Raw genomic sequence first — 16,424 nt, 5'->3', positions numbered from 1 at the left:
CTGTACATCGGGAGTGGCGACACGCCCTCCCCTAACCCCTCCCGCAAGCGGGTGGGGAATGAGGAACGGAACATGGCACGCGTCGCATTTATCGGGCTGGGCAATATGGGTGGCGGCATGGCCGCGAACCTTGCCAGGGCGGGGCATGACGTCCGCGCGTTCGATCTCAGCAAGGAAGCGCTGGATCGCGCGAAGGAAGCGGGTTGCCTGCCCGCCGCCAGTGCGGCCGAAGCGATCAAGGGCGCCGAAGCGATCGTGACGATGCTGCCCGCGGGCAAGCATGTCGAAAGCGTCTATAGCGGCGAGGTGTTCGCCCACGCCGATGCGCATGCGATCCTGATCGATTGTTCGACCATCGACGTCGCCACCGCCAAGCGCGTGGCCGAAGCGGCTGCGGCCAAGGGACTGCTCGCGGTCGATGCGCCGGTTTCGGGCGGGATCGCGGCGGCCAATGCCGGTACGCTCACCTTCATGGTCGGCGGCACCGAAGCCGGGTTCAACCGCGCCGAGCCGTTCCTGGCGGAAATGGGCAAGGCCGTGATCCATGCCGGCCCGAGCGGGGCGGGGCAGGGCGCCAAGATCTGCAACAATATGCTGCTCGGCGCCGAGATGATCGCGACGTGCGAAGCGTTCGTGCTGGCGGAGAAGCTGGGCCTCGATCTCCAGCGCTTCTACGACATCGCGTCGGTCTCGTCGGGCCAGAGCTGGTCGATGACGAGCTATTGCCCGGTGCCGGGCGTGGGACCGGAGACGCCGGCCGACCGCGACTATCAGGGCGGCTTCGCGGCGGCGCTGATGCTCAAGGACCTCAAGCTGGCGATGGAAGCCGCGGAGCATGCCGAGGCCGCCACCCCGATGGGGAAGCGTGCGGCGGAACTATACGAGAGCTTCGTCGACGAGGGTCATGGGACGACGGATTTCTCCGGCATCATCAAGCGGCTCCGCGCGCAGAAGGTGGGTTGATCCCCACCCTCCGTTCGCCCTGAGCTTGTCGAAGGGCAGTCCTCCTTTCGCTGGGCGTTGGAAGGAGGAGGACTGTGCTTCGACAAGCTCAGCACGAACGGGGTTGGGTGACCGCAAGCCGGCAGGGCAGGTTAACCCTCTATTCGCCTTCCGGGCGGATAAGGCGCGTGAGACAAGTCCGGTCTCGGAGGTCCCCATGCGCCGCACCGCCTTTCTTCCGCTGATCGCCCTCGCGCTGGCCGCGCCCGTCGCCGCGCAGCAAGCGGGGGCGCCCTTCACCATCGCGGAGACCGGAGAAGGCTTCGCGACGCTGGCCGACGCGGTCGCGCGGATCGGCGACCGGCGCGGCACGATCATCATCGCGCCGGGCACGTACCGGCAATGCATCGTGCAGGAAGCGGGGTTCATCACTTTCAAGGCGGCACAGCCCGGCACCGCGATCTTCGAAGCCGAAACCTGCGAGGACAAGGCAGCGTTCGTGCTGCGCGGCAAGGGTTCGGCCGTCGATGGCATCGTCTTCCGCGGCTATGCGGTGAACGACGGCAACGGAGCGGGCATCCGCATCGAGCAGGGCGACCTGACTGTCACCAACTCGATGTTCCTCGACAGCCAGGAAGGCATCCTTGGCGGCAATCCGTCGCCGCAGCGGATCACCATCGACCGCTCGACCTTCTCCGGCCTCGGCCAGTGCGAAACGTCGGACTGCAGCCATTCGGTCTATCTGGGGAACAAGGGGCAGGTGACGATCACCCGCTCGCGCTTCGAGCGCGGCACCGGCGGCCATTACGTCAAGCTGCGCGTGCCCAATGTGACCATCACCGATTCGAGCTTCGACGATACGCGGGGCAGCAAGACCAACTACATGATCGACCTGTCCGAAGGATCGACCGGCCTGATCTCGCGCAACGTGTTCGTGCAGGGCGAGGACAAGGAGAATTGGTCGGGCTTCATCGTCGTCGCGGCGGAAGGCCGGACCTATCGTTCCTCGGGTCTGACGATCTCGGACAACAGCGCATCACTGGCGCCGGGTGTGGATCGCAGCCCGGCATTCGTCGCAGACCTTTCCGGCGAGCAGTTCCGCATCAGCGGGAATACGCTGGGACCGGGCGTGCGAGAGTTCGAACGGCGGAAATAGCGCCTTCTTCTTTCATGGGAGAGGGTCGGGGTGAGGGCCTTCTTCTGCCTTGCGCGGAAACAAGAACAAGACCCTCACCGCTGCGACTAGGCAGCAAGCTGCCAAGTCTCGCTGCCTCTCCCGCGAAAGCGGGAGAGGGCGAATTGCCTCACTTACACGTCGTCTCCGGCCCTGCGTCCAGATCCAGACACCGCCCGTCGATTTCCACCGGCACCGGAATCCCCAGCACCCCGGCGAGCGACGGTGCGATGTCGACGGTTTCGACCGACAGCGGATGCTCGAACCCGGTCATGCCCTTGCGCCAGAACAGGATCGGCACGCGGCGGTCATAATCCCAGATGCTGCCATGCGTTGCGGCATAGCCGGGTCCCGGCGACGAGATCGGCATGATCCGCGGCTTGAGCACCACCAGCAGATCGCCCGAGCGCGACGGTTCGTACGAAGCGCGGGCGCGTTCGAGCAAAGTCCAGGTCTCGGGCGGACCCTTGGGCATGGCGGTGCCGGCGATCTGGGCGCGGGTGAACACGGCCTCGACCTGCGGCAGCGCGGTGTAGATACGGATCGTTTCCGCCTGCACGGCCTTGTGCTGCTTCTTCGTCAGCCTGGGATCGAAATAGACGTCGCCGAATGAGCTGCCGGTCAGCGGCTGCAACGGCAGCTTCAGCGCCGTCTGCACCTGCTTGCCGACCGCGTTTGCATGGGCCGAGGGCAGGACGCGCTCGGACATGGTCGCGCCGAGATCGCGGTTGCGCTCGGGGATGTCGAGGCCGCCATGATCGGCGGTCAGCACCACGGCATAGTCCACGCCGGTCGCGTCGAGCGCGGTGAACAGCCGGCCCAGCGTCTGGTCGAGCGCGAGCATCTGGATACACATTTCGGTGCCGCCTGCGCCATTGCCGTGGCCGACATAATCGGTGGCCGAAGCACCGACGATCAGCAGGTCGGTCGCGTCGCCCTGACCCAGCTTCATGTCGTTCGCCAGATCGATTGCCAGCGAGACGATCGACGCGTCGAAATCGGGCGAGGCCTTGAACCCGCGCAGATCGTCCGGCTTGCGCGCCATGCGGCCCGAGCCGACGGTGACGTTGCCGAGATTATAGGCCCGGTCGCGCGACTGGCAGAAGGCGGGCAGCGCCATCGCATCGCGCGGCTTCGAGAGCTGATCGGCGACCTGCGCGTTCATCCGCGCCACCGATGGTGGCATGGCGCGGCCGGCATAGGACTGGAAGCTCTTGGTCTTGTCCCAGAACCACCAGATTTCGTCGGTCTTGTGCCCGCCCATCATCACCGCGGCGCGATCCTTGCCCGCGACCGAGACGACGCGGCTGGCCGGGTTGGCGGCCTTCATCCACTCGCCCAGCGTCGGCACCTTCAGATTCTTGTCCGACACGGTGTAGTTTTTCGAATTGCTGCCGGGGACGCTGGTGTCTTCCGAGCAATAGACGGTCTTGTCCTCGCGCGGGGCAGAGAAGTCGGTCCAGTCGTTGGCGACGATGCCCGTGCGGTACGGGCGTGCGCCGGTAAGGATCGTCGAGTGGCCGGGGCAGGTCTCGGTTGCGGCGTGGCTCTGATAGCCCGAGGGAAAGACCGCGCCGGTCATCAGCCGGGCAAAGCCGCCGGTGAATTGCGCGCGATACGCAGCGAAGAGATCGGCGGAGAATTGATCGACCGAGATCACCACCACCAGCTTCGGCGGAGCCTGACGCGCGGGGGCTTCGGTGGGCGCGGGCGCCGGGGCGGGTGCTTCCTGCGCGAACAGCGGCGCGGCGGCGGTCAGCGCCAGAGCGGCGGCGAGGGGACGGACGAACTTCATGAGGGAGCGGCTCCGGGGCGGGTTCAAACTCTGCGGGGCTTTGCTATTGGTGATCGATCCCCACGGCAAGGACGGGCAATGACGCGACTGCGTTTCTGGATGATGACTGTGCTGCTTGCGCTGATCGCGATTCCCGCGGCGGCGCAGAAGCCGGGCGACGGCCCGCATGTCCGAATCGAGCTTGTCGCCGAAAGCGATACGCCCGCGCCGGGGAGCGACGTCACCCTTGCCTTCGTCTCGACGCCCCAGCCCAAATGGCACGCCTATTGGCGCAATCCGGGCGACGCCGGCATCCCGCCCAAGGCGACATGGACGCTGCCGCAGGACGTGACGGCGGGCGAGATTCGCTATCCGGTGCCCGAGCGGCTGCTGATCGTCGGGCTGATGAACTATGTCTATGAGCATCCCTTCGCGACGCTCGTGACGCTGAAGATTCCCGCCAGCCTTGCGCCGGGCACCGCGCTGCCGGTCAGCGTCGATCTGGCCTATCTGGTATGCACCGACGAAGTTTGCGTGCCCGAAAAGGCGACGCTATCGACGATGCTCAAGGTCGGCGACGGCACCATCGCTGCCGATCGCCGCGCGCAGTTCGACAAATACCGCACCGCCTTGCCCAGGCCGCTCGGATCGCAGGCGACCTATCAGGTGGCGAACGGCAGCTTCCGTCTCGGCGTGCCGTATCCGGCGGACGCGGCGGTAAGCGACGTCTATTTCTTCCCGATCACCGATGGCGTGGTCGATTACGCCGCGCCGCAGACCGTCGGCCGCGACGGCGACCGGCTGGTGGTGGAAACCAAGGCGAAGGGCGCGGGCGCGGGACCGATCGAAGGCGTGCTGGCGGTCGGCAAGGATCTAGGCTTCACGATTCGGGCCGTGCCGGGCGCGGTCGCTGCCGCACCTGCCGGCAGCATGGCGCAGGGCTCGGCGGACAGCATCTGGCTGACCGCGCTTGCCGCGTTCGGAGGGGCGGTGCTGGGCGGGTTGCTGCTCAACATCATGCCGTGCGTGTTCCCGATCCTCAGCCTCAAGGCGCTGAGTCTGGCCAGGGCGAACGACGCGGAGGGCAATCCGCGCGGCGAGGCGCTGGCCTACACCGCGGGCGTAGTGCTGGTGTGCCTGGCGCTGGGCGGCGCGCTGCTCGCGTTGCGGGCGGGCGGCGCGACCTTGGGCTGGGCGTTCCAGTTGCAGGATCCTCGCGTGATCCTGCTGCTCCTGCTGCTCGTGACCGGGATCGCGCTCAACCTTGCCGGGCTGTTCGAGATGCTCGCTCCGGCCTCGCTGAACCGGCTGGCGGGGCGCGGGACGGGCGGATCGTTCATGACCGGCGCGCTGGCGGCGTTCATCGCGACGCCCTGCACCGGGCCGTTCATGGGCGTGGCGCTGGGCGCGGCGCTGGTGCTGCCCTGGCCGGCGGCGCTGGCGATCTTCGGCGGACTGGGGCTGGGCCTTGCGCTGCCGTTCCTGCTGCTGGGCTTCGTGCCCGCGCTGCGGCGGATGCTGCCGAAGCCTGGCGCGTGGATGGAGACGTTCCGCCACATCCTGTCGATCCCGATGTTCCTGACCGCAATTGCGCTCGCATGGGTGCTGGGCAAGCAGATCGGCGTCGACGGGATGACGATGGGGCTGCTCGTCGTGCTGGGCCTGTCAATCGTCCTGTGGGCGATCGGGCGGCGTCAGGCGCGTGGGCAGGGTGCTCGGTTCGGCTGGGTGATGGTGCTCGCGATTACCGTCGCGGGTGTCTGGCTGGCGTCGCGCAGCCCGATTCAGGCACAGGCGGCGGCGCAAGTGCCCGCCGGCGCCGAACCGTTCAGCGAAGCGCGGCTGGCCGAACTGACTGCGCAGGGCCGCCCGGTCTTCGCCTATTTCACCGCCGACTGGTGCGTCACGTGCAAGGTCAACGAGAAAGCAGTGATCGAGACCGAAGCAGTCGCCAAGGCGCTGGCCGATGGCAAGGTCGCGGTGCTGGTGGGCGACTGGACCAATGGCGACGCAGCGCTCGGCCGCTTCATCGAAAAGCATAACCGGGCAGGCGTGCCGCTCTATCTGTGGTACAAGCCCGGTCAGGCGGAGCCGCAGGTGCTGCCGCAGATCCTGACGCAATCGCTGATGCAGGATCTCGCTTCGGGCAAATGAAACCGGGGGAAACGGGAAAGGAGACGAGCATGAGCAAGTGGATCTTGACCGGCGCCGCCGCGGCGGCCGCGTTCCTCACCGGCGCCAGCGCGCCGCTGGCCGAACCGGCGATCGGCGCTCCCGCCACGAACTTCAAGGCGCGCGACGCGAACGGCAACATCGTCGAACTCGCCGGCTTTCGCGGCAAGACGGTCGTGCTCGAATGGCACAACCCCCGCTGCCCCTTCGTGAAGAAGCACTACAACAGCGGCAATATGCAGAAGACCCAGGCCGCGGCGGCGGCTCAGGGCGTGGTGTGGCTGACGATCAATTCGGGCGCCGAGGGTCAACAGGGCCATATGAAGGGACCCGAGGCGCTCCAGTTCGTGTCCGGTGCGAAGGCGAAGCCGGCCGCCTATCTGCTCGATCCGGCGGGCCTGGTCGGCAAGGCCTATGGCGCGAAGACCACGCCGCACATGTATATCATCAGCCCGGCGGGCAAGCTCGTCTATCGCGGCGGGATCGACGACAAGCCGACGGCGGATACCGCCGACATCGCTTCGGCCCGCAACCATGTCAGCGCCGCGCTGGCTGAAATCCGCGCGGGCAAACCGGTCTCGGTCGCAGAAACACGGCCCTATGGGTGCTCGGTGAAATACGCTGGCTGAGTTTCAGTATAGCGTGCCGAGATAGCCGGCGCTTTCGTCGCGGCGCTGGCGCAAACGGCCCCAGTGCCCCAGCCCGCCAAGCAGGCCGATCAGCAGCGAGACGATCATGACGCCTATCGAGAAGTTGCGTAGCCCGTTATCGGGCGCCAGCGCCACTTCGCGACCTTTAGGATAAGGGCTGACGAAGATCGCGGACCCGATGAGCCGGATCGGAACCCGGACATCGTCGCCAAAGGCCGTGCGAAGATTGTAAGGCTGAGCGCGAACGCCCACCAGCCGGACGATCGGCCCGATCGCGCCTTTCCCGGTCTCGAACGCATGGATTTGTATATCGCTCAATTGACCGTTGTGCGTAAGAAGTCCGCTGGCCGGTGCCGTCGGATCGACTGCATCGATCGGATAGATCGGCGCGAGGACAAAATGCTCACGTTCCTTGCCTTTTTTCGTGAAGCTGATGTCCATGATCTGGGCCGGATCAATCTGTCCGACGATGCTGATTTCTTCGGCGCGGCGAATTGGACGCGTAGTGTCAAATGCCTCGACCCGGACCGGCACAGGCGCGGGTCCGTTGCGCTTGGTGGCCTTCTCGGCTTCCTCGGCTTGCGAGATATAGTAACCAATGCCGCCGATCAGCAGACCACTGGGCGTTAGCATCACCAACAGCAGCGGGTGCAGCGCGAAAATCGTAAGAAACCGGAGATAAATCATCGCTGGTTGCCACCCGCTGTCTCATGACCCTCCGAAACGCCGGAGGGGGCCTCAGCCTCAGTGATGCCCGTCCAGATCGGGCTCGGCATCGGCCAGCTGGTCGGTGTTGCGCTCGCTGAAGAAGCGGAACGCGCCATAGGCGGCGACCAGCAGCGACACGATCAGAAGCGCGAGCGAGACGTCGCGGCCGCTGTTGCTTGGACCCAGACCGGCGACGCGGCCGGCCTCGAACGGATCGACATAGACGGCATCGGGCTTCAGCGAGACGCGCTTGCTGGCCTCGTCGATTGCGGTGCGCTCGTCCGACGGCTTGACCGAAATGCCGTTCAGCTGGATCAGCGGCCCGAACGGGCCTTCGCCCACGACCATCTTCTGCAACTGCTCGTCGGTCGCGGTGCCGTGCTGGATCATCAGGCCCGACGCCGGGCCGGATTCGGCCTTGGCGGTGGTCGGATAGAGCGGCCCGATCACCCAGTGATCGCGTTCGCGGCCCTTCTTGGTCTGCGACAGGTCGACGATGCTGGCCGGATTGATCTGGGCGACGATGACGACTTCATCGGCCTTGCCGGTGTCGCGGCCCGGATTGAAATCCTCGATCTTCACCACCGCAGGCGGCTTGCCCGCCAGCGCCGCGGCCTTGGCCGCTTCGTCCTTGGTCCACTCGAAATAGAGATAGCCGGCAAAGAGCAGGCCCAGCGGCGCGATGCCGAGATAAACCAGCGGCGGCAGCTTGAGCAGCCGGACGAGCCAATACATCGTGATTCCCCCTTGTTCCCCTACGGCAATCCTGCCGGGGTGTGCGCGACGGCACAATAGGCTGATTTCGGGACCCCCTTGTGCGCCGCAGCAAAGCGTTGCAGCATGGAACCCATAGTCGGTTCCGGCACTTGGGGGGTTATGGCGGCAAACGGGGCGTTCGATGAAATCTGGGGTCATGGCGGGCCCGATGCGCCGCGCGCGGAATTCGCGGCGCTCTCGCAATGGATCGCCGACACCCCCGCCGCCGAACTGCATCGCCGCCAGCAATCCGCCGAAGCCACGTTCCGCCAGCTCGGCATCACCTTCGCCGTCTATGGCGACAGCGATGCGGCCGAGCGCATCATCCCGTTCGACATTGTCCCGCGCGTGTTCCTACCCAATGAATGGGCGCGGCTGAGCGAGGGCCTCGTCCAGCGGGTACAGGCGATCAACGCATTCCTCGAGGACATCTACGGCGAGCGCCGGATCCTGAAGGAAGGGATCATTCCCGAGGAACTGATCTATCTCAACGACCAGTTCCGCCCCGAAGTGGACGGCGTCCGCCCGCCGCATGGCGTGTGGGCGCATATCTGCGGGATCGATCTGGTGCGTACCGGCGCGGACGAGTTCTTCGTGCTGGAGGACAATGCCCGCACGCCCTCCGGCGTGTCGTACATGCTCGAAAACCGCGAAGCGATGATCCGGTTGTGTCCCGAGCTGTTCCGCGATTTTCGCGTGGCGCCGGTGGACAGCTATCCCGACATGCTACTCCAGACGATGCGTTCGGTCGCGCCGGGCGGGGGCAAGGCCAAGCCGGTGTGCGTGGTGCTGACGCCGGGGCATTTCAATTCGGCCTATTACGAGCACAGCTTCATTGCCGACACGATGGGCGTCGAGCTGGTCGAGCCGGTCGATCTCGTGGTCGATGACGATGTCGTCTATATGCAGACCATCGCGGGGCGGGTCCGCGTCGACGTGATCTATCGGCGGATCGACGACGATTATCTCGATCCGCTGGCGTTCCGCCCGGATTCGATGCTCGGCGTCCCCGGTCTGATCGCGGCGTACCGCGCAGGCAACGTCGCGATCATCAACGCGCCGGGCAACGGCATCGCCGACGACAAGGCGATCTACAGCTACATGCCCGAGATCGTGCGTTTCTATTCGGGCGGCGACGTGAAGCTGCCCAATGTCGAGACCTATCGCTGCCGCGAGCCGCAGGCGCTGAAATACGTCCTCGACAATCTGGGCAAGCTGGTCGTGAAGCTGGTCGACGGATCGGGCGGCTATGGAATGCTCGTCGGCCCCACCGCGACCAAGGCGCAGATCGAGGAATTCCGCGCCGCGCTGGTCGCCGAGCCGCATCGCTATATCGCCCAGCCGACCCTCGCGCTTTCTACCGTCCCGACGATGGTCGAAAGCGGCCTCGCCCCGCGCCATGTCGATTTCCGGCCCTTCGTGCTGACCGGCAGCGACGGCGTCCGCGTGGTGCCGGGCGGGCTGACGCGCGTCGCGCTGCGCGAAGGCTCGCTGGTGGTGAATTCCAGCCAGGGCGGCGGCACCAAGGACAGTTTCGTACTGCTCGACGACGGGCCCGGCCAGTCGCAGGAGCAGGGCGCATGAGCATGGTCATGCTCTCGCGCACCGCGTCGGCGCTGTACTGGCTCGGCCGCTATCTCGAGCGCGCGGATTTCCTCGCGCGTCTCGTCGAAGCGACGATCCGCCTCGATGCGCTGTCGGCTCGCCCCGCAGGTGAAGCGGCGTGGCAGAGCGCGCTGACGGTGAGCTATACCGACGAAGCCTTTGCGCTGACCGGCCACAATACGACGCAGGCGCATGTCGCCAAGTTCCTGACGCTCGACGCCAGCCATCCTGGTTCGATCATCCGCTGCCTCGACATGGCGCGGATGAACGCCCGTGCCGTGCGCACCGCGCTGACTCGCGAGGCGTGGACCGCGATCAACCGCGCCTGGCTGATCTTCCAGAGCCGGACCTCGCCCGGCGGCGCGACCCAGACGCTCAACATGGTCGAGGCGGTCAAGGCCGAGATGCGCGGCTTCGAAGGCTCGATCCACCGGATGATGCGCAACGAAGCGACGCTGCTGATCCAGCTCGGCGCCGCGGTCGAGCGCGCCGACAACACCGCGCGGCTGCTCGACGTGAAGTATCACATCCTGCTGCCCGCGGGCGAAGAGGTGGGGGGCGCGGTCGATCGCGATCAGTGGACCACGATCCTCCAGACCGTGTCGGCGGTGAACGCCTATCGCTGGCTCTACAGCGACGGGCTGAAGACCGTGAACGTCATCGACCTGCTGATCAGCCGCCCCGAACTTCCGCGCAGCCTTGCTGCCTGCGTCGAGGAAGGAGTGGACCTGCTCAGCCAGCTCGCCAAGCGCACCGGGTTGCAGGGCGAGGCGGACCGCATGGCCCGCGCGCGGATGCAACGCATGCAGAAGACGCGGACCGCCGAAGTGATCGTTAGCGGGCTGCACGAATATCTCGAGGCCTTCATCGCCGAGAACGAGTTGCTCGACCGGGCGATCGCCCGGCAGTTCAGGTTCATCTGATGCGCATCGCGATCGATCACCGCACACACTACCGGTTCAGCGAGCCGCAGGCGCGCATCGTTCAGATGCTCCGCCTCACGCCCTGCGACACCGAGGCACAGACCGTGGTGAACTGGCATATCGGCGTGGATATCGATGCGCGGCTGCGCAACTCGTTCGACGGATACGGCAATGCCGTGACCATGCTCTATGCCGAGGGGCCGATCGAGGCGCTCGACGTGACGGTGACCGGCGAAGTGCTGACGCTTGAGGCGACGGGGGTGGTGCGCGGCAGCGCCGAGCCGCTTCACGCGATGCTGTTCCGCCGCTCGACTCCACGGACGCAGCCGAGCGTGTTGCTCGCCGAGTTCGCGGACGATCTGGGCGGCGGCGACGCGATTGCGCGGCTCCATGCGCTCAACACCGCGCTGCATGTGCGCTTTCCCTGCACGCCGGACCGGCCCGATACCGGGATCAGCGCGGCCGAGGCCTTTGCTGGCAAGACCGCGACGTCGCGCGACGTCGCGCAGATGTTCATCGCCGCCTCGCGCCATATCGGCGCGCCGGCGCGCTACGTCTCGGGCTATCGCAACGACGGCGAAGCGCACAGCGCACCCCATGCCTGGGCCGAGGCGCATGTGGAGGGACTGGGCTGGGTCGGCTTCGATCCGGCGACGGGACTGTCGCCCGACGAAAGCTATGTCCGCGTCGCGGTCGGACTGGATGCGACCGCCGCCGCATCGATCGCGGGTACGCGCGTGGGGCAGGGCGAGGAAGAGCTCGACGTCGATCTGCACGTCGACCGGCTGGGCGGCGAGGAATGAAAATTATGCGGTCCAGTCCAACCGGAGCACAATCGGAGTAGGTCAGCTTTAGACCAGCTCGGGCATCTTCGCAGGCACCGGCATCGCGAAGACTTCTTCCTTCTCGTCGAACGCTGCCCAGCCATTGGGGCCGAGCACTTCGAGCGGCTGGTAGCGAGTCTTGTAGGCCATGCGTTCGCTGCCCTTCACCCAATAGCCGAGATAGACATAGGGCAGCTTCGCCGCCTGTGCGCGGCGGATATGGTCCATGATGATATAGTTGCCGAGACCCGGGCGGCTCTCGTCGTCAGCCAGGAAGAAGCTGTAGATCATCGAGAGGCCGTCGGCCTGCTGATCGGTGATGCACGCGCCGACCAGCCTGCCGCGATGACCGTTCTTCGTCGGTTCGCGATATTCGACGACGTATGAGCTGACCGGCGACTGCTCGACCATGTCGGCATAATCGCCCTCGTCCATCGCCGCCATGCCGCCGCCGGGATGGCGCGCGCCGAGATATTTGTGGAGCAGGTCGAACTGTTCCTCGGTCGCCCAGGGCTTGCACGCGGTGACTTCGAGGTCGCTATGGCGCTTGAGCAACTTGCGCTGGCTGGCGTTGGGCTTGAACTCTCCGGCGACGACGCGGACCGAGACGCAGGCGGTGCAGCCCGCGCAGCTCGGGCGGTACGCGACCGACTGGCTGCGGCGGAAGCCGATCCGGCCCAGCGCGTCGTTGAGCTCGCCCGCATGCGGACCGCTCAGCTCGGTGAAGATCTTCCGCTCCTGCTTGCCCGGAAGATACGGGCACGGCGACGGGCTCGTCACGAAGAACCGCGGAAAACGGGAAAGTGCAGTCACCGCCTTTTCGCCCCTTGCTCGTGGCCGTCGGAAAGCGGCCTTCGAAAAGCGTTATGAAGCGGTAAAATGATGATGAAAAGGCGCTTTACCATGAAAGAGAGTTAACGCCTGACCGAGAGCGAAACGACCCGCGCACAAGGGTGCGAAGCTCCGGCGCAGGCGCTCGGAGGGGGTTTCGGATTCACTATAGATCGAGAGATGAATCGTGTGAATCGCACGACGACTCGGTTCGCCGCACGTGCGATTCGCTTCGTCGGAACCGGCCGGGAAACTCAGGCCAGTTCGACCAGCTGCACCTCATATTGTGCGCGGCGCAGCGCGGTCATCAGCCGGTCGAGATGGTCGCGGTCGCGGGTTTCGCATTCCACGTCCAGGCTCAGGCCCTTGGCCGGCAGGTTCGTGAAGATGCGCTGATGCGACAGTTCGAGGATGTTGACCGAAAGCTGATCGAAGATCTGCGCCACCTTGTAGAGCGCGCCCGGCCGGTCCTGCAGGCGGATGCGCAGGCGCGCCATCCGGCCCGAACGGGCCAGATCGCGCAGCAACACATAAGCGAGCAGGCGGGGATCGATATTGCCGCCGCACAGCACGATGCCCACCGTCTTGCCCTTGAAGCGGCCCGGCTCGGCCAGCAGCGCGGCGAGACCGGCCGCGCCGGCGCCCTCGACCACGGTCTTTTCGATCTGGAGCAGCAGGCTCACCGCTTCCTCCAGCCGCCGCTCGCTGACGAGAACGATGTCGTCGACCAGCGCCGACACCATCGTCGAGGTGATCCCGCCGGGCTCCTTCACCGCGATGCCCTCGGCCAGTGTGTCGCCAGCGCACGGCATTTCGGTGCCGTGCACGCGGTTGTACATCGACGGATAGAGCTCGGCCTGCACGCCGATCACCTGGATCGGCTTGTCCTGAGCGCGCGCCACCGCCGACATGCCCGAGATCAGGCCGCCGCCGCCGATCGGCACCACCAGCGTATCGAGCTCGGGCACTGCTTCCAGCATCTCGAGCGCCACCGTGCCCTGGCCGGCGATGATCCGCGCATCGTCGAACGGATGGACGAAGGTGAGACCCTGTTCGCCTTCCAGCTTGCGGGCATGGGCATAGGCCGCGTCGAACGTTTCGCCTTCCAGCACCACCGTCGCGCCATGACCTTCGGTCTGGGTCACCTTCACGATCGGGGTGTTGCGCGGCATCACGATCGTCGCCGGGATGCCCAGCCGCTTGGCGTGATAGGCGAGGCCCTGCGCATGATTGCCCGCCGATGCCGCGATCACGCCGGGCGTGTTCGCCGGCAGCTGAAGCAGCGTGTTCAGCGCGCCGCGTTCCTTGTACGCTGCGGTGAACTGGAGGTTCTCGAACTTGAGATAGACGGTCGCGCCGGTCAGTTCCGACAGCGTGCGGCTGACCAGAGTCGGCGTCGCCACGATCGAATCCGCAATCCGCATCCGCGCCGCGCGGACGTCGTCGATGGTTACGGGCAGGGTTTCGGTGGGTTCGGTCTTGGTAGCCATAGTCTGCCGCCCTTAGGGCATATACCCCGAAGGGGGAACACGACATATTCTATCAAGGCGCGAGTCTGGCGCGGCGGGGGAACACCCCCTATGCCCGCATCCCTATGACGATCGCACTCCTGCGGCCCTTCCGGGCTCTCGCCAATCTCCTCGCCCTTGTCGCGATCCTGCTGGCCCCCGCCGCGCAGGCCGACGCGCTGATCGACAATGTCAACGGCATGACGCTGGACGAGAAGGGACAGGTCGTCCGCTTCAACGGCATTCTGTTCACGCGCGACGGGCTGGTCACCCAGCTACTCCAGCGCACCGACAAGCGGCCGAAGAACCCCGAATGGCGGATCGACATGCAGGGCAAGGTGATGCTGCCCGGGATGATCGACGCGCATGGCCATGTCATGGGCCTCGGCTTCCAGGCGCTTCGCCTCGACCTGTCGCAGACCCGTTCGCTCGACGAAGCGCTGGCGAAGGTCGCCGCCTATGCCGAAGCGAACCCGGCCAAGTGGATCCTCGGCTATGGCTGGAATCAGGAGCGCTGGGGTCTCGGCGGCTTCCCGACCGCCGCCGATCTCGACAAGGTGGTCGCCGACCGCCCGGTGTGGCTCGAGCGGGTCGATGGCCATGCCAGCTGGGCGAACAGCCGCGCGATGCAGCTCGCCGGGGTTACCGCCGCCAGCAAGGATCCGACCGGCGGCCGGATCGAGCGCGACGCGAAGGGCAATCCGAGCGGGGTGTTCGTCGACGCCGCCGCAAACCTCGTCCAGAAGGCCGTGCCCAACCCCACGCCGCGCGAATATAATGCCGCCTTCCTCGCTTCGCAGGATCTGCTGCTCAGCATGGGCGTCACCGCCAGTGCGGACATGGGCACCAGCGTCGAGGATTGGCTGACCTATCGCCGGATGGCCGATCTCGGTTTCCTCCACATGCGGATCATGAGCTATGCCGGCGGGGTCGATGCCGCGCTGGCGGTGGCCGGGCAGGGGCCGACGCCGTGGCTCTATGGCGACCGGCTGCGCATGGGCGGGATCAAGCTCTATTCGGACGGCGCGCTCGGATCGCGCGGGGCATGGCTCAAGGCCGATTATGCCGATGCCCCGGGCCAGAAGGGCCTGGGCTTCCTGTCCGACGACCAGCTGCTCAACCTGATCAGCCGCGGCGCGATGGACGATTTCCAGATCGCGATCCATGCGATCGGCGACCGCGCCAACAATCAGGCGCTCAATGCGATCGAAGTGCTGTCGGAGAATTTCAAGGGCGACCGCCGCTGGCGGATCGAACATGCCCAGGTGGTCGATCCGGCGGACCTGCCGCGCTTCGGCAAGCTCGGGGTCATCGCGTCGATGCAGCCGGTCCACCAGACGTCGGATCGCGCGATGGCTGAAGCGCGACTGGGGCCGGACCGGCTCGCCGGCGCCTATGCGTGGCGTTCGATGCTCCGCAACGGCGCGAAGCTGGCCTTCGGCTCGGACTATCCGGTCGAGAGCCCCAATCCGTTCGTCGGCTGGGCCGTCGCCTTCACCCGGCAGGATGCCGATCTCCAGCCCTTCGGCGGCTGGCGTCCCGAGGAGCTGGTGACGCGTGAGGAGGCATGGGCCGGGTTCAGCATCTGGGCCGCCTATGCCGGGTTCGCCGAGAACAAGTTTGGCCGACTCGCACCGGGAATGCGCGCCGATTTCATCATCCTCGACCGCGATCCGCTGCTTGCCTCGGCCACCGAGCTGCGCGGGACGCAGGTGCTCGAGACCTGGGTTGGCGGCGAGCGCGTGTGGCAGCGCAAGACCGCTGGCGCGCCGGAGAAGAAGAACCGGTGACCGCGCTCGACCGGATCTTCACTCCGCTGCTGCCGGGCGCGCACTGGCGCGACCGGATGGTTGCGGTCGCCGGATCGCTGACCGGCATCGCGCTGACCGCGTGGATCGGCTCGTTCCTCGCGGGCAGCCCGCAATCTGCATTGCTGCTGGTCGCCCCGATGGGCGCGTCGGCGGTGCTGCTCTATGCCGTGCCCAGCAGCCCGCTGGCGCAGCCCTGGCCGATTGTCGGCGGCAGCGTGGTTTCCGCGCTGACCGGCGTCGCGACCGCGCACTGGCTTGGGCATGGCGTGCTGGCGGCGGGCGTAGGCGTTTCGGTCGCGATTCTGGCGATGTCGGTGCTGCGCTGCCTCCATCCGCCCGGGGGCGCTTGCGGGCTGCTGGCGGTGCTCGGCGGCCCGGATATCCTCGCGCATGGCTATGCCTATGCGCTGATCCCGGTCGGGCTGAACGCGATCACCCTGGTGGCGATGGGCATCGCCTTCCACCGCATCTCCGGCCACAGCTATCCCCATCGCCCGGTCAAGGCCGCGCCCACGCCCGAAGCAGCGAAGCTGCTGGCGGCGGACATCGATGCGGCGATCGAGGAAATGGGCGAAACCTTCGACATCAGCCGCGAGGATCTCGAAGCGCTGCTGGCTAGCGCCGAGCGCCATGCCGAGGCGCGGCGGCGGCGTAAATCCTAGGTCGCAGCCAGCGCGTCTGCCTGAGGGCGCCGCGATCAGGCGAATCGTTTAAAAACAAGCGCTTCGTGCAGCGTTGGTTGACAC

General features: G+C 66.5%; 14 protein-coding genes. 9 read left to right on the top strand and 5 right to left on the bottom strand.

What is annotated here, in order from left to right:
- The first annotated feature begins 51 nt into the window (after positions 1 to 51).
- Positions 52 to 963, top strand: coding sequence for a 3-hydroxyisobutyrate dehydrogenase (mmsB, locus tag HHL13_RS11875; protein ID WP_346775546.1), 912 nt, complete (start codon positions 52 to 54; stop codon positions 961 to 963).
- 196 nt (positions 964 to 1,159) lie between these two features.
- Positions 1,160 to 2,098 carry a right-handed parallel beta-helix repeat-containing protein gene (locus tag HHL13_RS11870; RefSeq protein WP_169555864.1) on the top strand — a complete coding sequence of 313 codons (939 nt, stop codon included), beginning with the start codon at positions 1,160 to 1,162 and terminating at the stop codon, positions 2,096 to 2,098.
- A 148-nt stretch (positions 2,099 to 2,246) separates the two neighbouring features.
- On the opposite strand, the gene HHL13_RS11865 is transcribed toward HHL13_RS11870, so the two are convergent.
- Positions 2,247 to 3,911, bottom strand: coding sequence for an alkaline phosphatase family protein (locus tag HHL13_RS11865; protein ID WP_169555863.1), 1,665 nt, complete (start codon positions 3,909 to 3,911; stop codon positions 2,247 to 2,249).
- 78 nt (positions 3,912 to 3,989) lie between these two features.
- On the opposite strand from HHL13_RS11865, the gene HHL13_RS11860 reads away from it, so the two are divergent.
- Positions 3,990 to 6,044, top strand: a complete 2,055-nt coding sequence (locus tag HHL13_RS11860) for a thioredoxin family protein (protein ID WP_169555862.1) — start codon at positions 3,990 to 3,992, stop codon at positions 6,042 to 6,044.
- Positions 6,045 to 6,073: 29 nt separating this feature from the next.
- Positions 6,074 to 6,691 (top strand): redoxin domain-containing protein, encoded by a 618-nt coding sequence (locus tag HHL13_RS11855; RefSeq protein WP_169555861.1) that lies wholly within the window; start codon positions 6,074 to 6,076, stop codon positions 6,689 to 6,691.
- Between the two features lie 3 nt (positions 6,692 to 6,694).
- Here the strand turns inward: HHL13_RS11855 and HHL13_RS11850 are convergent, their stop codons facing one another.
- The gene (locus tag HHL13_RS11850; protein WP_169555860.1) at positions 6,695 to 7,399 is read right to left on the bottom strand and encodes a hypothetical protein; all 705 of its coding nucleotides are present in this window, start codon (positions 7,397 to 7,399) and stop codon (positions 6,695 to 6,697) included.
- A gap of 57 nt (positions 7,400 to 7,456) precedes the next feature.
- Positions 7,457 to 8,155 (bottom strand): hypothetical protein, encoded by a 699-nt coding sequence (locus HHL13_RS11845; protein WP_169555859.1) that lies wholly within the window; start codon positions 8,153 to 8,155, stop codon positions 7,457 to 7,459.
- A 141-nt stretch (positions 8,156 to 8,296) separates the two neighbouring features.
- Between HHL13_RS11845 and HHL13_RS11840 the strand changes: the two genes are divergently transcribed.
- From HHL13_RS11840 to HHL13_RS11830, 3 genes are read left to right on the top strand one after another with little or no spacing between them, the layout of a single operon-like run.
- Positions 8,297 to 9,760, top strand: a complete 1,464-nt coding sequence (locus HHL13_RS11840; RefSeq protein WP_169555858.1) for a circularly permuted type 2 ATP-grasp protein — start codon at positions 8,297 to 8,299, stop codon at positions 9,758 to 9,760.
- A gap of 8 nt (positions 9,761 to 9,768) precedes the next feature.
- Positions 9,769 to 10,704: an alpha-E domain-containing protein gene (locus tag HHL13_RS11835; RefSeq protein WP_206377046.1), complete on the top strand. Its 936-nt coding sequence runs from the start codon at positions 9,769 to 9,771 to the stop codon at positions 10,702 to 10,704.
- The gene (locus HHL13_RS11830) at positions 10,704 to 11,507 is read left to right on the top strand and encodes a transglutaminase family protein (RefSeq protein WP_169555857.1); all 804 of its coding nucleotides are present in this window, start codon (positions 10,704 to 10,706) and stop codon (positions 11,505 to 11,507) included. Before HHL13_RS11835 ends, HHL13_RS11830 begins: the two co-directional genes overlap by 1 nt.
- Positions 11,508 to 11,555: 48 nt before the next feature.
- Here HHL13_RS11830 and HHL13_RS11825 read toward each other — a convergent pair whose 3' ends face one another.
- Positions 11,556 to 12,341, bottom strand: coding sequence for an arginyltransferase (locus tag HHL13_RS11825; protein ID WP_169555856.1), 786 nt, complete (start codon positions 12,339 to 12,341; stop codon positions 11,556 to 11,558).
- A gap of 272 nt (positions 12,342 to 12,613) precedes the next feature.
- Positions 12,614 to 13,849 (bottom strand): threonine ammonia-lyase, encoded by a 1,236-nt coding sequence (locus HHL13_RS11820; protein ID WP_169555855.1) that lies wholly within the window; start codon positions 13,847 to 13,849, stop codon positions 12,614 to 12,616.
- Between the two features lie 104 nt (positions 13,850 to 13,953).
- Between HHL13_RS11820 and HHL13_RS11815 the strand changes: the two genes are divergently transcribed.
- Together HHL13_RS11815 and HHL13_RS11810 are read left to right on the top strand one after the other, a co-directional pair.
- Positions 13,954 to 15,657, top strand: coding sequence for an amidohydrolase (locus tag HHL13_RS11815; protein WP_169555854.1), 1,704 nt, complete (start codon positions 13,954 to 13,956; stop codon positions 15,655 to 15,657).
- Positions 15,654 to 16,340, top strand: a complete 687-nt coding sequence (locus HHL13_RS11810; protein ID WP_346775545.1) for an HPP family protein — start codon at positions 15,654 to 15,656, stop codon at positions 16,338 to 16,340. Before HHL13_RS11815 ends, HHL13_RS11810 begins: the two co-directional genes overlap by 4 nt.
- Positions 16,341 to 16,424 lie beyond the last annotated feature (84 nt).

It is taken from the genome of Sphingomonas sp. G-3-2-10, from assembly GCF_012927115.1.
Classification (GTDB): Bacteria; Pseudomonadota; Alphaproteobacteria; order Sphingomonadales; family Sphingomonadaceae; genus Sphingomonas.
The sequence above is the reverse complement of the archived record's forward strand: the minus strand, read 5'-3'. Positions and strand labels throughout refer to the sequence as shown.

Coding starts and splice junctions, on each gene's coding strand:
- HHL13_RS11870 (WP_169555864.1), top strand. CDS start 1,160: ATGCGCCGCACCGCCTTTCTTCCGCTGATCGCCCTCGCGCTGGCCGCG.
- HHL13_RS11865 (WP_169555863.1), bottom strand. CDS start 3,911: ATGAAGTTCGTCCGTCCCCTCGCCGCCGCTCTGGCGCTGACCGCCGCC.
- HHL13_RS11860 (WP_169555862.1), top strand. CDS start 3,990: ATGACGCGACTGCGTTTCTGGATGATGACTGTGCTGCTTGCGCTGATC.
- HHL13_RS11855 (WP_169555861.1), top strand. CDS start 6,074: ATGAGCAAGTGGATCTTGACCGGCGCCGCCGCGGCGGCCGCGTTCCTC.
- HHL13_RS11850 (WP_169555860.1), bottom strand. CDS start 7,399: ATGATTTATCTCCGGTTTCTTACGATTTTCGCGCTGCACCCGCTGCTG.
- HHL13_RS11845 (WP_169555859.1), bottom strand. CDS start 8,155: ATGTATTGGCTCGTCCGGCTGCTCAAGCTGCCGCCGCTGGTTTATCTC.
- HHL13_RS11840 (WP_169555858.1), top strand. CDS start 8,297: ATGGCGGCAAACGGGGCGTTCGATGAAATCTGGGGTCATGGCGGGCCC.
- HHL13_RS11835 (WP_206377046.1), top strand. CDS start 9,769: ATGCTCTCGCGCACCGCGTCGGCGCTGTACTGGCTCGGCCGCTATCTC.
- HHL13_RS11830 (WP_169555857.1), top strand. CDS start 10,704: ATGCGCATCGCGATCGATCACCGCACACACTACCGGTTCAGCGAGCCG.
- HHL13_RS11820 (WP_169555855.1), bottom strand. CDS start 13,849: ATGGCTACCAAGACCGAACCCACCGAAACCCTGCCCGTAACCATCGAC.
- HHL13_RS11815 (WP_169555854.1), top strand. CDS start 13,954: ATGACGATCGCACTCCTGCGGCCCTTCCGGGCTCTCGCCAATCTCCTC.